The organism is Alteromonas sp. DYW1 (assembly GCF_059752595.1).
On sequence record NZ_CM186038.1, the window covers coordinates 2404324 to 2420949 of the forward strand.

The window sequence follows — 16626 nt, forward strand, 5'->3', positions numbered from 1 at the left end:
CACCGATCAATTAGCGTAACTGCTGGATCAAGGCGTCAGACGCCTCTTCAATGAGATCCAACACTAGCTCAAAGCCACGTTGACCACCATAGTAAGGATCGGGAACCTCATCAAACTCAGCATCAATTAAGCTTAAAAACAATTTCACTTTGTGTTTATGTTCGTCAGGACAGCGTTCAAGCAGATTGTTTAAATTCTCCTGGTCCATGGCGAAAATATGTTCAAAATCAATAAAATCATTGTCATCAACGCGCCGACAGGCTAGTCCTTTGAAATCATAACCACGCGCTTTACCCGCTTGCTGCGAGCGCTGATCCGGCGCTTTTCCAATGTGATAGCCGTGAGTACCGGCAGAGTCTATTTTGACCCTAACATCCGCTTGCTTGCACTTGTGTCTGAATACCGCCTCTGCAGTCGGAGAACGACAAATATTGCCTAAACAGACAAAGAGTACTGATGACTCAGAAGATGACATTCGCGATTCCTTTTGATGCTTCATGCAATCAGTGGTTTGAACTCAAGAGGGTTATTGTAATGAGATGCCTCATTTGCGCAATAGGAAATCCAAGCCCGCGCCGAATTACTTAGGGTATCACTTGGCCGTGCTCTCACGGTTTAAGCTTACCAATGAATTGGCGTATACTGCCGCCTAACTTAATGACCGGGAAGTACTATGCACCACGTTTTGATGTTGAGCAGTTCACGCGCTGGCAGCGAGGACTATTTGGCCCACGCACAACCGCTGATATCAGCCCACCTAGACAACAGTCAACACACCGTCAACAACGTTTGTTTTATCCCCTTTGCTGGGGTCAGTATCGATTACAGCACATATACCGCCAAAGTCGCACAAGCCTTGCCTGAACTAAACATTACAGGCCTCCATCAGAGTTCTGATCCGATTGCCACGCTGCAGCAAGCAGACGCGGTATTGGTTGGTGGTGGTAATACCTTTCATTTATTGCATCAGCTTTATGCGCTTAATTTGCTGACACCGTTACGCGAACGCATCGCCGCCGGTATGCCCTATATCGGTTGGAGCGCAGGCTCGAATATTTGTGGTTTAACTATTCGCACTACCAATGATATGCCGATTATTGAGCCGCCAAGTTTTACTGCCTTGGGGGTGGTCAATGCGCAAATTAATCCGCACTACACCGACTACCAGCCGCCCAATCACAATGGTGAAACTCGGGATGAACGGTTATTTGAATTTACCCAGCTAAACCCGGCAACGCCGGTATTGGCGATCCGCGAGGGTACTGCGTTGCAGCGCACAGGCCAGCGCATGACCTTACTCGGTGAGTTAGGTGGGTTTGTGTTCACTGGCAGCACCAAGACACCACTTTCAGCTGGCGCGGATTTGAGTCAGTACCTGTAGCTGCTGCATTACGCCAGCAGATGTTTGGCGAGACCATCCGCTCTCGCCTAATTCAGTTGCTGCTTGGCGTCCGAGAGTTCACGCGCTAACCGATGCGCTTCATTTGCCCGTGGTTGAGTAAAGCGCGCCAGCAAGTTATACAGCACAGGGGTCAAGTAAAGTGTAAATACCACAGCGATACCTAAGCCTCCAAACACCACCCAACCAATCGCATTGCGCGACTCTGCGCCAGCCCCCGTGGATAGGATCAGCGGTAATCCACCCAATAATGTTGACATTAAGGTCATCATGATTGGCCGTAACCGGACTTCTCCAGCTTGCATGATGGCCGACTGAACCGAATGCCCCTGATCGCGCAGTTGGTCCGCAAATTCGACCAAAAGAATGGAGTTCTTGGCAAGTAGTCCAATTAGCATTACCAAACCGATTTGCGAATAAACATTCACCGATGTGCCGGTAATATAGAGTGCAAAAATTGCCGCAGCGATCCCAAAAGGCACCGTTAACATGACCACGACGGCACTATTTACACTTTCAAATTGGGCAGCTAATACCAAAAATACAATCACAAAGGCCAAAATGTAGGTTAATGCGACTTGCTGTGAGGTTTCTTCAAAGGTTTGCGCTTCGCCCAAGAAGACCAAGCCGATACCATCAGGTAAGCTGCTTTGCGCCAACTCCCGCAGAGATTCCACTGCGCTTTGCAACGGCACACTCTCAGGGAGCTCAACATCAATTTCAATGGCGCGGCGCTGGGCATGGCGTTCAAGTTCGGCCGCGACCCCCTCTTCACTGATATACGCAACACTGGAGAGTGGCACCAAGTTACCCGAGCTTGAAGCGACATACAGATTGGTTAAATCTGATGGCGCACTAGTCGCGCGGTTACTGGATTGCAGGATGATAGGAATAGCCTGATCCCCCACATTCAGATCAGCGATATCATCACCGTTGATAGCCGCACGTAAGGTGCGGTTAATATCAGCAAAGGGCACGCCAAGTTCCTCCGCGCGACGCCGATCAATATTCACACGTAATTGGGGCTGCGTAGGTTGATATGAAATACGCGGGCTGCCAAGATCCGGTAATTGCGCCTCAATTTTTGCCGTAAAATCGAGTGCCGCTTGGTAAATCTCGGTGTAGTTTGAACCGGTTAACGCCAATTCTAAGCCACCGCCCTGACCACGCAAGTTCAAACTGTTAGCGCCGAACGCGCGGCCTGGTGCGCCCGGTATATCGCCTAATTCAGGGCGCAACAATTCTATTATCTCTTGTTGTGATTGATTGCGTTCATCCCAATGCGCGAGCGGAACCGTGATAAACACGATATTAGGATCCCATTGGCCAACGACGGTATAAATGCTGTCTATTGCACCTTGCTCAACAAAAGGAAGAAGTTTGTCCTCCATGGCGTAAGCTTGGCGGTCCATAAAGTTGATCCCTACCCCATCTGGACCGCGGGCGAATATTCGGACAGTGCCGCGATCTTCTGGCGGTAATAGTTCGTTTTCTAACTGCTGATAGGTGAAATACGCGCCGCCAGCTGCGACACAACTAAAAATAATTACGAGCCAGGCATAACGTAATGACCATGCAAGCGAGCGTTGATACGCACGCAAACAAACATTTCCAAAGGCCGCAATGCTACGCCCAAGTGCGCCCTTGGCTGCACCTTTGACTGGCAGCCGGGCAGTTAACGCGGGGACTAGAGACAGCGCAACAAACGATGAAATGATAACCGCACCGGCCAATACGCCACCGAATTCCCGAAACAACCGTCCCGCGGTGGATGGTAAAAATGCAATGGGTATGAATACGGCAGCCAATACTGCCGTAGTCGCGACCACAGCAAAAAACACTTCGCGCGTGCCAATCACGGCAGCCGCACGTGCCCCCATACCCATCGCGCGGCGACGCTGAATGTTCTCGGATACAACGATGGCATCATCCACAATGAGTCCCGTCGCCAGAACTAAAGCTAATAAGGTGAGAATATTAATGGAGAATCCCAGCATCCAAACAATGGCAAGCGCGCCGGCGAGCGACACGGGTATCGAAAAAGCAGGGATCAATGTCGGACGGAAATTCCCAATAAACAGCCACAAAGTTAAGATCACCAACACCACAGTAAACGACAACGAAATCATGACTTCTTGCACCGAATCACGAATAAACTCGGCATCATCCGAGGTCACGACAAGGTCCATGTCTGGAAACCGTTTATCGAGCTGTTCGACCATTGCCAGTACTTCATCAGAGATTTCAATGGTGTTGGATTTTGCCTGTCGGATAACGCCGACTCCGATCACAGGGGTGCCATTAAGACGCACAAAGCTGCGCGGATCGGCCGGACCAAAATAAACACTGGCTACATCACCCACGCGCGTGGACCCGCGGATCACAATATTTTCAACATCAGCCGCAGTTACCGACGTTGCATCAGCACGCACAATCAATTGTTGGTCGCTGGAACGCAAACTGCCGGCTGGCACATCGAATGGCGCTGAGCGCAACGCATCCGCTACCTGTGTCATAGATAGGCCAAAGCTCGTAAGACGCAGCGGATCAACTGACACCCTCAGCACTCGTTCGCGCGCGCCATTGAGACGCACGTCTGCGACGCCAGGGATACTGAGAAACAATGGCGCGAGATCGGTTTCCACCCGCTCAGTTAAGGTTTCAAGGTTTAAGGTTTCACTAGAAACCGCCAAACTCACCACGGATTCTGCGTCATTATCCGCTTTGATAATCGACAATTGCTCCACATCATCAGGTAGTTCGCGCTGCACCCGCGACACTGATTCCCGGGTTTCATTAGCTGCATCTTCAAGGTTTATCCCAGGGCGAAATTCAACACGAATACGCGAATTTCCCTCTTCACTTTGGGCACGGATCGATTTAACCCCACTCACCCGAGCGACAGCGCCTTCGAGTCGGCTTGTGACCTCAGCATCGATAGTTTCCGGCGAGCCACCAGGGTAATTCGCTGTTACTGTAACGATCGGGCGGTCAACATCGGGTAATTCTCGCACCTCAAGACCAAAAATGGCGGCGAAGCCAGCGAGTACAACGAGCAGGTTTAATACGACCACCAGTACCGGACGGCGGATCGCTAACGAGGGTAAATCGTTGCGTGTGGCGGGATCGAGCTCGCTCATCCTTTGGTCTCCTGCGCGCGGGTGACAGGTTCATTTTTACCCGCCATTTCAGTGTTCTGTGCACGCACGGATTGCCCCTCACGCAAACGCTGCACACCTTCGGCGACTAGGGTTTGACCTTCTTCGAGGTCACCTTCAACCAAGATCCGGCCGCGCAAGCGTTGCTTGACATTAACCGGGACTTTGACGGCTTTGCCGTCTACCGCTTTCCACACATAAGCACCCGCAGCCCCCCAAAGTAATGCGGCCTCAGGGATTGCAGCATACCGCTCGCCGCGCAGGGTTAAACTGACTCTAAAGCTCATACCTGGGCGGTACCGGTCATTCTCATTATTCAATAGTGCGCGTACCCGAATAGTGCGGTCAGTGTTATTAATGCGCGAATCGACCTGGGCTATATCGGCAGCGAGTTGTATGCCACGGTCACTCCAGGGTTGCAGTTCCACAGACGGATTGTTGGCGAGCACCTGCAGGGCGGACTCTGGCGCACTGAAATTGACGAAGAGTTGATCGCGTTGGTCAATGGTCGTGATGACTGTTTGTTCACTGATCCGATCACCAACTTCAATATCAGACAAGCCGACAATACCGCTAAAGGGCGCAAGGATTGTTCGGTCATCAAGGTTTACTTGGGCATCCTTCACGCTCACTTCCGCTAATGCGAGTGCCGTTTGCGCAAGATCACGCTCATTTTGGGTTGCTGCGCCTTCGTTGAGACTGTTTTTAATGCGCTTATAAGTGCGCCGCGCGTCACTGAGTTCAATTTGTGCTCGTTCCAGCGCCGCGCGTTGCCGACGATCATCCAGTCGCACTAACACTTGCCCGGCTTCAACATAATCGCCTGGACTAAACTCTACCGCAGTGACTATATCTCCAACAGCCGGAAACAAAGTCACCGAGCGAAAAGCCTCCGCAGTACCAACCGCTTCAACTTTGCTTTCTGCATACTCAAAGGCGATCGGTTCAACTAATACCAAAGTTGCCCGGTTATTACCGCCCCATTGCCCCACCGCAGGCATACCCAACAGCCCGGTAAAGATACCGAGTAGCATTAAAACCGTTCTTGTCATGCGCAACAGACTGTACTCTTGTTTTTAGACTCGACTGTTTGTTACGCAGTGAAGGACTAAGATGATCAGATAGTTATCGCACTCTCGCAGCGGTTTATCGCAATCGGTCGCTTAGTTCGGCAGGTTCTCTGAAGTAAATAATGCGCCGACTTGTGCTGCGCATGCTTCACTTTCAGTCAGGTTATTTAAAAATGGCACTTCGGCAATCAAGGGGGCATCTAGCATCTGCGCAAGGGTCTCGATATTTTCTGCTCGAACCGGCATTTCGGCGGTGACATGATTTGCCACCCACCCGACCAGTTCAAACCCATCTTGCCGGATAGCTGATGCAGTTAAAAGAGCATGATTAAGACAACCAAGGCGCATACCGACCACTAACACAACTTTGGGCTGTAGCTCGATTAAAACTTCAGGTAACGTGGTTTGGGTACTTATCGGTAATGACCAACCGCCAGCGCCCTCGGTGAGTATGACGTCGGGTTGCAGGGCACGCAGCTCTCGCCAGCCTGTCACTATTTGTTGTGGGCTGATGCTTGCGCCGACTTGCGCGGCAGCAATGTGCGGCGCAATTGGCGGAGCGAATGCAATGGGATTGACCTGAGCCAGAGTCACGGGCAAATTACTGGCAGCTTGCAGTTGTTTGGCATCAGCGTTTTCAAGCCCATTTACGCCCTCTTCACAGCCTGCAGAAATCGGTTTATAACCAACCACTTTGTGCCCTAACTTGGCATAAGCATGCAATAAAGCCGCACTGATGACAGTTTTTCCCACATCCGTATCAGTGCCGGTCACAAACAAATTAAGCATAACGAAAACTCACGATTTAATTAACTGATAAAAATCCACGTGGTAGCTTAAGCGCAATCCGCTGGCGTCAGAGTGGACCTGTTGCCACCAATCCTGCAATCGGTGTAAGTCGCTTCTTCGCAATGATTTTTGAGCTGCATGGGCGGTGGTGCCTGCACCTATCCCATTGATCGAATGAAGTAAGCTCAACACCGTTGGATGGTGGGTAACAAAGCATTGCTGAGAAATTGCTTGAATAACTAAACCGCTGTTCTGTATGGCACTTAACCACGCGGCTCGAGGCGCAAACCGATTGACGCGAAAAGACTGCTCCAACGCCTGCCAGCCTTGATGCAATTCGGGCAGACTATCGTGCCGCAATATCGCAAGGTAAGCAGATCCACCCGCACGCAGCACACGGGCAATTTCGTACATGCAACGGCGAGGGTCCGCGACCCATTGCAGCGCCATACTGGAGACGACGCAATCAAAGTGTGCGCCCGCAAAAGGCAACGCCTCAGCATCCGCTTGCACATAAAACTGGGATTCTTTGTCGCCCACGACTCCCGCTTGGCTTTTCGCTTCACGCAGCATATTGAATGCGATATCAACACACCCCCATGCACTGGCGTGATGGGCTAATTGTTGACATAAATAGCCCGTGCCGCAACCCAAATCAAGCGCTTGTTCTACCGGTTGTTGGTGTTCTACTAGGCGCTTTAATTCATCGGCAATGGTGCGCTGCACGGTTGCCTGACGCAGATAAACACTGGCTTTACGTGAGAACGCCGAGGCCAGTTTTTGTTTATCCACCTTGGGACTATCCGGTGCCGTATCGATAGGCTGAAGTAACGCACTCATTGTGCATCCCTGACAATACAAAGTGCATCTATCAGCGCATCAATATCCCGTGGCTGATGCAAGCTGTTTAACGTAATGCGTAAGCGATCGGTGCCCTTGGGTACCGTGGGATAACGCATTGCACCAACCCAAATACCCAGTGACTTCAATTTTGCAGCTGCCGCCATGGTTTGTTCTGGAGAGCCGAGAATAATGGGTTGGATCGCTGATCGAGAGTCACTACTGGTAAAGCCTGCGGCGTGCAATTTGGAGCGAAAATAATCAATCCGTAAATGCAGAACCTCGCGTTGTTCTCCCGCTTGCATAAGCTCAAGCGCTTTAAGTGAGGCATGCGCTTGGGCGGGAGGCATCGCAGTGGAATAAATATAATGGCGGGAAAAATTGGTGAGGTAATCGATCAGCGCTTGACTACCGGCAACAAATGCCCCCCCCGTGCCTAACGCTTTACCTAGGGTCGCCATGATGATTTGACAACTCTCGGGTGTGGTTTGCCCTGCGGCCGCACCTTCCCCATGCGCCCCCATAATCCCAAAACCATGGGCATCATCGAGCATGAGCCAGGCACCATATTGCTTAGCCATATCCTCTAGTCCTGCGACGTCAGCACAGTCGCCATCCATACTGAAGACACCTTCCGATGCAATCAGGGTATGAGTGCCTGACGGCTCTCTTGCATTTGTTTCTAATAGTGTTTGTAAGTGCCCCATATCATTATGGCGAAAGCGTTTGAATTCGCCGTTGATCGAGCGCCCAGCCTCAATCAACGAGGCGTGTGACAGTTTATCTGCGAGCAATGCTCCACCGGCTTTAAAAAGCGCTTGGCACAATGCCTGATTAGCAGCGTAACCGGAGGTAAATAGCAGCGTCGCCGCACGGTTGGTCACTGCTGCAAGGGCTTCACTTAAGGCTTGATGAGCGCGGCTATACCCCGTGACCAACGGTGATGCACCACTGCCACCGCCGTATAATTCCAACCCTTCCACCCATGCCTGAAGGACGCGTGGATCTTGGCGCAACCCAAGATAATCGTTACTAGCAAAATTCAGGTAGGCTGAACCATCAACGCTGATCAGCGCCTGATGCTCTTGCTCTATGATGTGGTGTTGACGCAGTAAGCTCTCGCGCTGACAGCGATCGACTTCACTCTGAATAAACTCAAAAGGCATCGGTATTATTTCGCGCCAACCACCTCTGCCGTTTGCTGCGCCGATGTTGGCTGACTGGCGTCATAAAACAAATCCGAGTGTTGATTACGCGCAATTTCATCCTGCAATGCAGCTGAGTGGGCTTCATCAGAATACTCGCGGGTTTGCTTAGCATTGATACCGAGCTTGTTAAACAGCATGACATCTTCATGCGTTTCCGGATTTGAGGTTGTAAGTAGCTTACAACCGTAGAAAATTGAGTTTGCGCCAGCCATAAAACACAACGCCTGCATCTGCTCATTCATTTGTTCACGACCGGCTGAGAGGCGCACAAATGACTTGGGCATCATGATCCGAGCGACTGCAATAGTGCGCACAAATTCAAAAGGCTCCAAATCGTCAACATTGTCTAATGGCGTTCCTTTAACTTTAACCAACATATTAATCGGAACACTTTCTGGCTGTTGTGGTAAGTTAGCTAATTGGAGCAATAAACCCGCCCGGTCATCAGCACTTTCACCCATTCCCACAATGCCACCAGAGCATACATTCATACCCACCTCGCGCACATGCGTTAGCGTGTCTAGGCGATCTTGGTAGGTGCGTGTAGTGATAATGTCACCGTAATATTCGGGTGAGGTATCTAAATTGTGATTATAATAATCCAATCCCGCTTGCTTTAACGCAATGGCTTGGTCGCGGGTTAACATCCCTAAGGTCATGCAGGTTTCTAGTCCTAGCTTTTTAACCTCACGGATCATGTCAACCACATACGGGATATCACGATCTTTTGGATTGCGCCATGCGGCGCCCATGCAAAAACGCGTCGAACCAGTCGCTTTGGCTTCGCGCGCACGCTGGATCACTTTTTCAATTTCTAACAAACGTTCTTTTTCCAAACCGGTGTCATAGCGTGCGCTCTGTGGACAATATTTACAGTCTTCGGGACACGCGCCCGTTTTGATCGACAGTAACGTGCTCACTTGCACATGGTTCGGGTCAAAATGCTGACGATGAATGCTTTGCGCGTAAAACACGAGATCGTTGAATGGCAAGGCAAACAACTGATTAACTTGTGCCGTGGTCCAGTCGTGACGTACTTCACCGGAAATTAACGTGCTGATGGCATTCGTGCCCATGAGTAACCCTTTACTATTAAAAAAGACTGGCTTAGTCTAAGCGCGCTTTACGACTTGTCAACTCTGACCAATGCTGATTATTTACTAGTGGTTATATTTTGAACAATATTGAATTTGATCGACAACATATTTGGCATCCTTACACATCGGCTATTGACCCTCTACCCTGCTATGAAGTGAGTGCGGCTCATGGAGTAGAGCTAGTGTTAGCTGATGGCCGCCGATTGGTGGATGGTATGTCATCATGGTGGGCTGCTATTCACGGTTATAACCACCCGACACTCAATCAAGCTGCGCATGCGCAAATCGATAAAATGGCCCATGTCATGTTTGGCGGGATAACCCATCAACCGGCAGTTGACCTGTGTCGCAGCTTATTAGCTATGGTACCGCAAGGTCTTGAGCGCGTGTTTCTGGCAGATTCAGGCTCGGTTTCGGTTGAAGTGGCAATTAAGATGGCTATTCAATACTGGGCCGCGCAGGGCCAAGCGAGCAAGCATCGCATTTTAAGTCCACGCAATGGATACCATGGTGATACCTTTGCTGCAATGTCAGTGTGTGATCCGATCAACGGCATGCACAGTTTGTTTCAAAACACGTTACAACAACAAATTTTTGCGCCGGCACCGCAAACGCGCTTTGGTGTAACCTGGAATGCTGATGAAATGCTTGCTGTGGAGGATTTGTTTGCCCAGCATCATCATGAACTCGCCGCAGTTATCCTTGAACCTATCGTGCAAGGTGCCGGTGGTATGCGTATGTACCACCCAGAATATTTAAAACGCATGCGCCAGCTCTGTGATGACTATCAAGTTCTGCTCATTTGCGATGAAATAGCCACTGGTTTTGGGCGCACCGGGCGTTTATTTGCCTGCGAACACGCGGGTATATCACCCGATATTCTGTGTCTGGGTAAAGCGCTCACCGGCGGGTACATGACCTTGGCCGCCACGCTCTGTAGCAATGAGGTTGCAATGGGGATCTGTGAAGGAGAGCCAGGCGTGTTTATGCATGGCCCGACCTATATGGGAAACCCACTGGCCTGTGCTGTGGCTAATGCCAGTTTACAGTTAATCAATACCAACGCTTGGCAAGCGCAGGTCAGTAATATCGAAACGATCTTGCAGGCATTGCTGCCGCGCTGCACGAGTCTCTCAATCGTAGAAGATGTGCGCGTGCTCGGTGCCATCGGCGTGGTGGAAACCACCCAAGCCTTGCCGGTAGCAGAACTGCAAAAGCACTTTGTTGCCGCGGGGGTTTGGATCCGGCCGTTTGGTAAGTTGGTGTACATAATGCCGCCTTACATCACTCGCAGTGAACAACTTGAACAGCTGTGCAACGCCATTTATCGCACATTGCAGCATTACTCATAAGCAGTGTGATACGCTAATTGCATAAATAGATAGCGTTATGTGGGCCGTGACCATGTTACGTTTGTGCATAAGTTTAATCCTGGTGACGTTGTTTGTCGGCTGTGGTGGCGGCGGTGGCAATGGTCAAGCGGTCACGCCACCAACGAATAACCCGCAAGCGCCAGTTCCACAACGCTCTGCAGCTGAGGTTGTCCAACAGGCAGCGCAAGATAATGACGTGGCAGGCGTGTTAGCGTATGTGCAGCAAGCGACCGCTGCCCCCGAGATATATGCAGCCGTTGTAAGCAATCGTATGACCGCAGCACCAATGCAAACTGATCAGCTGTTTAAAGTGGCCAGTATCAGCAAATTATTTATCGCTGTTGCGGCCACTCGTCTTGCGGCAAATGCACGTTTAGGCCTGGACGATAGTCTCGCCTTATGGCTGCCTGAATATACCGCACAAATCGAAAATGCAGAGCGGATCACTGTGCGGCAATTGATCATGCATCGCAGCGGCATTCCTGACTTTGACAGCCAGAACGGCTTTAGTTGGCAAGATGCGCATGTCAGCATAGCGGATACCCTTGCCTTTGCCCTCAACAAGCCTGCTGATTTCGCCCCCGATAGCCGCTATGAGTACTCGAACACCAACTATTTGTTACTGGGCCTTATTCTTGATCGCGTATTAACCTTTGCCCACCAACAATACATTCAGGATGAAATACTTACCCCACTTGCCATGCATAATACATACGGGTTGCAAGCTGACGCCCCACAAGAGCGCTTAGTGCATGGTTACTGGCAAGGTATTGATCGCAAACCCCAAACCTACGCCATCCCTGGCGGCTCAATGGTGTCCAGTTTGGACGATATTGGTCGCTTTGTTCGTGCCCTCAACGACGGTAGCGTGTTCACTACCGAAGAGTCAGAGTTGTATGCCTATTTTTATAACCATTCCGGTTGGTTGCCTGGGTACCAAAGTATTGCCACCTACTTGCCAAATAGCGACACTACATTGGTCATATTCGTTAACTCTACGGGCGGCAACAGTGAAGCCGTATTGCAAAACACCTATGACGAACTGATTAAAACCTTGATGTAAATCACTGCAAAATAAGGATTATCAAGCTAGATTTACTCTTATGCGTCAACCAGACACTGCAAAGGATACCCTTTGGAATATTTGCATTTAGTTATTGCTGGTCTTACAGGGATTATCCTTTTTGTATTTGGTCTCGAAAACTTTTCGCGCGAAATTGAGCGTATTTCTGGTGAGCGTTTTCGTCATGCCTTGAGCAACGCCACTCGCTATCCTGCGGTCGGTGTATTAATCGGTGCTGTGGTCACCATGTTTATTCAGTCCAGTTCAGCCACATCTGTGATCAGTATTGGCTTGGTTAACGCTGGCGTGTTGTCGTTTAAAAACAGTGTGGGGATCATCTTTGGCAGTAATATTGGTACCACCGTGACGGCGCAGCTCGTCGCCTTTAAACTCACCCATTTTGCGCCCTTTTTCATTGTGTTAGGTTTTATACTGAGCATTATGCGCAATCGCGCATCGTTATTTGGTAAAGCCGTATTTTATTTTGGTTTTGTATTTTTTAGTCTTAACCTGATTTCTACCACCCTTGAACCGCTACAACACAACCCCACCTTAATTGCCTTTTTGACTGAACCACAAAACCCGATCTATGCCATTCTCATCGGCTGTGTATTCACTGCACTGGTGCAATCCAGTTCGGTGACGACTGGATTAGCGATCATTTTTACTCAGCAAGGCATGATCGGGCTGGAAAACGCAGTGCCCCTAATCTTGGGCGCTAACATCGGCACTACAGCCACTGCTCTGATTGCGGTGTTTAACATGGATATTTCAGCCAAAAAGGCCGCGCTAAGTCACTTTCTGTTCAATGTTGGTGGCGTGATTTTATTTTTACCGCTGTTGTTTATGTATGGCCATCTACTCGCTCAATTTGATCAGAATCCAGCCATGGCGTTAGCCAACATTCATTTGGTTTTCAATCTGACCGCGAGCATCATATTTACCATTTTCATTGGCCCTTTTACGCGTTTTGTTGACTCCGTATTGGGCGAAGGTGACATGGACTTTGAGCGCATTACTCTGCCGAAGGTAAACGCGGAGGACACCTTTGATTCGGTCAAACAAAAGCTGGATACCAGCACCGAATACTTATTTCAATTTTTGCAGGAAAACTACAACGCCGTGACTTTAAGCATAGAAACCAACTATCGCGGCTTATTTGACGCGGCTGAAAAGCGACTGGCGTACGTGGATTTTTTAAAAACCCAATATCAGTATTTCTTTGCCAGTGCGATAACCTTGATCAATCAAAAAGCCGAATCGCGCGCGCTGTTAAAGCTGATCAATCAATTTGATTATCTGTTTCAGATCCATGATTCGATTAAAGACCTATTCGAAACCAAAAAATTTATTAATGACAGTTATTTAGAGTTGAAAAGCGACTTGCTCATTCTTACCCGCGGCCTGTCGATCCAAACGCTGGAATACTTTGCGGAAATTGCAACAGAAATGCATGACAAGGCGATTGGTAACGACCAAATTGTGTTGAAAGAAAAAGCTAAGGCCATGCAACAAGAAATCAATGATGCTAATCGCGCCCTATTGTTATTAGTGCTCGATCCGGAGCGCAAAGACGCGGCCGCACTGATCAATTTTGTGACTTATTCACAGCGCCTGAAAGACAAATTGACCAACTTTGCTCACCTTAATATTAAATTACCGCCAGAAAGCGAAGAAGCCAATGTCGCGCAGCAGTGAAACCGAAAAACGTGAGCTGGAACTCGATGCAGCAGACGTCTTCCTCAATTGGTATCAGCAGCACACCCATCTGCCGTGCCGGATAGTCAAATCAAATCTACCCGCCAAGCCAGATGTCACTTGCCAAATAGGTGGAACTAAAGTGGATTTTGAAATTGCCCATTTGTATGGCAGCGAAACTGAAGCGATGCAAATTCTGGGGCGCGAATTGACGCAGCAAACTCGCTCAGAACTAAGTGCGCTCGCGGCGACCGATAATACTCAGCGCCGCCTGCACAAAGCACTAGCGCGTATTCTTCAACAAAAAGCGGGCAAACATTATCACAGTCAGAATGTATGGCTGATCATCCGTAACATGCATCCGCAGTGGCGGCCGCTGGCCACGGTTTACGCGTTACGCGAATGTATTTTACCCTTAGAGCACCCCTTTAAACAGGTATGGTTAGTCGCCGACCGCACCGGGGAAGATGGCGCTCTGCAGTTAATCTAACTGCGCCCAGGTAAATTAAAGCGTCGGTAAAACGGTGATCTGCAGCGTGATAAAACTGATCACCACAAGCAAAACCAAGATAATAAAGCTGATACCAACGCTATCAGTAGAGCGACGTGAACGGCGTTGCCTTAGCCCAATGCTCAACAGGCTTAAGAGCAAACACACTTGCAACAAAAGATTTAGCCAACTAACCAATTCTTCAGACCAATCCTCGCGGACCGTCAAACCTAGATACTCTTGTACACCGGTAACAAGTTCAGGTCGGGCATAATGAAACAGCACCAGTGCCACTACCAAACCCAGCCAGCAAAGAACATTCAATGCGACCGCTAACTGATATAACCGATCGTGGATGCGTGGGCGTTCACGTCTGTCGCGCCCAGACATTTTACGATATTCTGAGGTGCTAATTTTACCCCGCTCGACTGGAGGTTCATCTTGCATCTTAATCCCCAACATTATGCTAAGCCAGCAGCTTGCTTATCGTTGTTTCAGCAACCCAACAATACTACCTGCACACTGAGAATGACAGTTATTACTCGTTGAAACCATGACTTTTGACCGCTATCCAACCGCATATTAAATCGTAATAATACAATTTTTAGCCCTCGTGCTGGCCTTGCTAGCGGTGCTCGCTTGCAGCGCTAAAACAGATAACGATGAGCATCACTCGCTGTAGAATGAATATTGCTTAAAAAAAAGCGTATTAATCCGTGTTGTGGGCTCTATCCGCACTGGTATAAGGCGCTGGGATCGGTATACTACGAGGTTTGATTTTTTGCCTTTGTTAAATGGAGAAGTTATATATGTCGCACGCCCCTGTTGTTGACGTGCTCAAGGGTCAATTTGCCATCGGTGACACCGTTACCGTGAAAGGTTGGGTTCGTACCCGCCGCGACTCTAAAGCGGGTTTGTCGTTTATTGCGCTGCATGATGGTAGTTGTTTTGATCCAATCCAAGTGATTGCCCTCAACAGCTTGCCAAATTATGCTGATATTCAGCGCCTAACGACCGGCTGTGCGTTAACCGTAACAGGCACTGTAAAAGAGTCGGAAGGGCAAGGTCAAGCCATCGAATTAGATGCACAAAGCGTCGAAATTAATGGCTGGGTAGAAAACCCAGATACCTACCCGATGGCAGCGAAACGCCACAGCATCGAATTTTTACGTGAGCATGCTCACTTACGCGCCCGCACCAACGTGATCGGCGCAGTAACTCGCGTGCGCAACTGCTTATCGCAGGCGATACATCGCTTCTTTCACGAACGCGGGTATTTTTGGATCAGCACGCCAATTTTGACTGCCAGTGACACTGAAGGCGCCGGCGAGATGTTTCGTGTCAGCACCCTGGATATGCTGAATATTCCCAAGGACGACAAAGGTAATGTTGATTATTCTGAAGACTTTTTCGGCAAAGAAACCTACCTCACGGTATCAGGTCAATTAAACGTTGAAACCTATGCGTGTGCGATGTCCAAAGTGTATACCTTTGGGCCCACCTTTCGTGCAGAGAACAGCAATACCAGCCGCCATCTAGCAGAATTCTGGATGATAGAGCCAGAGGTTGCCTTTGCCGACCTGAGCGATATTGCGCAACTGGCTGAAGACCTACTCAAGTATGTATTTAAAGCGGTATTGGACGAGCGCCCAGATGATATGGCGTTTTTTGCCCAGCGCATTAACAAAGAAGCAGTTACCCGCCTACAACAGGTGATTGATTCTGAATTTGTGCGCATGGATTACACTGATGCCATTGAAATTTTACAGGCCAGCGGTAAGAATTTTGAATTCCCTGTGGAATGGGGTGTGGATTTGTCCTCAGAGCACGAGCGTTATTTAGCTGAGGAGCATGTCGGTGCGCCAATCATCATGCAGAATTACCCGAAAGATATTAAAGCGTTTTACATGCGCATTAATGATGACGACAAAACCGTTGCCGCCATGGATGTATTGGCCCCCGGAATTGGTGAAATCATCGGTGGCTCACAGCGTGAAGAGCGTTTAGATGTGTTTGATCGTCGTCTTGCTGAAATGGGTCTCGACCAAGAAGATTACGCATGGTATCGCGACCTGCGTCGCTACGGCACTGTGCCACACAGTGGTTTTGGATTAGGTTTTGAACGCTTGGTGGCTTATGTTACTGGTATGCAAAACGTCCGTGATGTGATCCCGTTCCCGCGTACACCGGGTAATGCCAACTATTAAATGCATTTTTACCGGGTTTTGCAGCCAATACGCTGCACCAATCTTGCCCGAATGATATCGAACAGCCTGATTACTTGACTTGTCCAGTAATCGGGCTTTTTTTTATTCACCCACACAGTAAACATTACAGCTCCGGTTACAGCAAGAGTTGTAAGTTTAGCAAACCTGATTGACTGGTTTAGCTCATAGCTTTGCACTATGCTTGCGGATAAGAAGATAATTGTGCAGATAAAC

14 protein-coding genes are annotated in these 16626 nt (G+C 49.4%); 6 read left to right on the top strand and 8 right to left on the bottom strand.

All coding sequences use genetic code 11. The features are described 5' to 3' along the window. Positions 1 to 10: 10 nt before the first annotated feature. A complete protein-coding gene (locus tag AC121Z_RS10705) occupies positions 11 to 475 on the bottom strand; it encodes a low molecular weight protein-tyrosine-phosphatase (RefSeq protein ID WP_498124019.1) in 465 nt (154 codons plus the stop codon). A gap of 198 nt (positions 476 to 673) precedes the next feature. Between AC121Z_RS10705 and pepE the strand changes: the two genes are divergently transcribed. Next, positions 674 to 1381: a dipeptidase PepE gene (pepE, locus tag AC121Z_RS10710; RefSeq protein ID WP_498124020.1), complete on the top strand. Its 708-nt coding sequence runs from the start codon at positions 674 to 676 to the stop codon at positions 1379 to 1381. Between the two features lie 47 nt (positions 1382 to 1428). On the opposite strand, the gene AC121Z_RS10715 is transcribed toward pepE, so the two are convergent. From AC121Z_RS10715 to bioB, 6 genes are all read right to left on the bottom strand, one after another. Next, the gene (locus AC121Z_RS10715) at positions 1429 to 4539 is read right to left on the bottom strand and encodes an efflux RND transporter permease subunit (RefSeq protein WP_498124021.1); all 3111 of its coding nucleotides are present in this window, start codon (positions 4537 to 4539) and stop codon (positions 1429 to 1431) included. Continuing rightward, positions 4536 to 5609 carry an efflux RND transporter periplasmic adaptor subunit gene (locus tag AC121Z_RS10720; RefSeq protein WP_498124022.1) on the bottom strand — a complete coding sequence of 358 codons (1074 nt, stop codon included), beginning with the start codon at positions 5607 to 5609 and terminating at the stop codon, positions 4536 to 4538. The genes AC121Z_RS10715 and AC121Z_RS10720 overlap by 4 nt, the downstream gene beginning before the upstream one ends. 111 nt (positions 5610 to 5720) lie before the next feature. Then, positions 5721 to 6416 (bottom strand): dethiobiotin synthase, encoded by a 696-nt coding sequence (gene bioD, locus AC121Z_RS10725; RefSeq protein WP_498124023.1) that lies wholly within the window; start codon positions 6414 to 6416, stop codon positions 5721 to 5723. A gap of 9 nt (positions 6417 to 6425) precedes the next feature. Then, positions 6426 to 7256 (bottom strand): methyltransferase domain-containing protein, encoded by an 831-nt coding sequence (locus tag AC121Z_RS10730; RefSeq protein ID WP_498124024.1) that lies wholly within the window; start codon positions 7254 to 7256, stop codon positions 6426 to 6428. After that, positions 7253 to 8422 (bottom strand): aminotransferase class I/II-fold pyridoxal phosphate-dependent enzyme, encoded by a 1170-nt coding sequence (locus AC121Z_RS10735; RefSeq protein ID WP_498124025.1) that lies wholly within the window; start codon positions 8420 to 8422, stop codon positions 7253 to 7255. The genes AC121Z_RS10730 and AC121Z_RS10735 overlap by 4 nt, the downstream gene beginning before the upstream one ends. A gap of 5 nt (positions 8423 to 8427) precedes the next feature. After that, positions 8428 to 9540: a biotin synthase BioB gene (gene bioB / locus AC121Z_RS10740; RefSeq protein ID WP_498124026.1), complete on the bottom strand. Its 1113-nt coding sequence runs from the start codon at positions 9538 to 9540 to the stop codon at positions 8428 to 8430. A 98-nt stretch (positions 9541 to 9638) separates the two neighbouring features. Between bioB and bioA the strand changes: the two genes are divergently transcribed. From bioA to AC121Z_RS10760, 4 genes are all read left to right on the top strand, one after another. After that, positions 9639 to 10913, top strand: a complete 1275-nt coding sequence (gene bioA, locus AC121Z_RS10745) for an adenosylmethionine--8-amino-7-oxononanoate transaminase (protein ID WP_498124027.1) — start codon at positions 9639 to 9641, stop codon at positions 10911 to 10913. An 82-nt stretch (positions 10914 to 10995) separates the two neighbouring features. Further along, positions 10996 to 11997: a serine hydrolase domain-containing protein gene (locus AC121Z_RS10750; protein ID WP_498124028.1), complete on the top strand. Its 1002-nt coding sequence runs from the start codon at positions 10996 to 10998 to the stop codon at positions 11995 to 11997. A 72-nt stretch (positions 11998 to 12069) separates the two neighbouring features. After that, positions 12070 to 13695: a Na/Pi cotransporter family protein gene (locus AC121Z_RS10755; protein WP_498124029.1), complete on the top strand. Its 1626-nt coding sequence runs from the start codon at positions 12070 to 12072 to the stop codon at positions 13693 to 13695. Continuing rightward, a complete protein-coding gene (locus AC121Z_RS10760) occupies positions 13679 to 14185 on the top strand; it encodes a hypothetical protein (RefSeq protein ID WP_498124030.1) in 507 nt (168 codons plus the stop codon). The genes AC121Z_RS10755 and AC121Z_RS10760 overlap by 17 nt, the downstream gene beginning before the upstream one ends. Positions 14186 to 14200: 15 nt before the next feature. On the opposite strand, the gene AC121Z_RS10765 is transcribed toward AC121Z_RS10760, so the two are convergent. Then, positions 14201 to 14632 (bottom strand): hypothetical protein, encoded by a 432-nt coding sequence (locus AC121Z_RS10765; protein ID WP_498124031.1) that lies wholly within the window; start codon positions 14630 to 14632, stop codon positions 14201 to 14203. A 362-nt stretch (positions 14633 to 14994) separates the two neighbouring features. Between AC121Z_RS10765 and asnS the strand changes: the two genes are divergently transcribed. Continuing rightward, the gene (gene asnS / locus AC121Z_RS10770; RefSeq protein ID WP_498124032.1) at positions 14995 to 16392 is read left to right on the top strand and encodes an asparagine--tRNA ligase; all 1398 of its coding nucleotides are present in this window, start codon (positions 14995 to 14997) and stop codon (positions 16390 to 16392) included. Positions 16393 to 16626 lie beyond the last annotated feature (234 nt).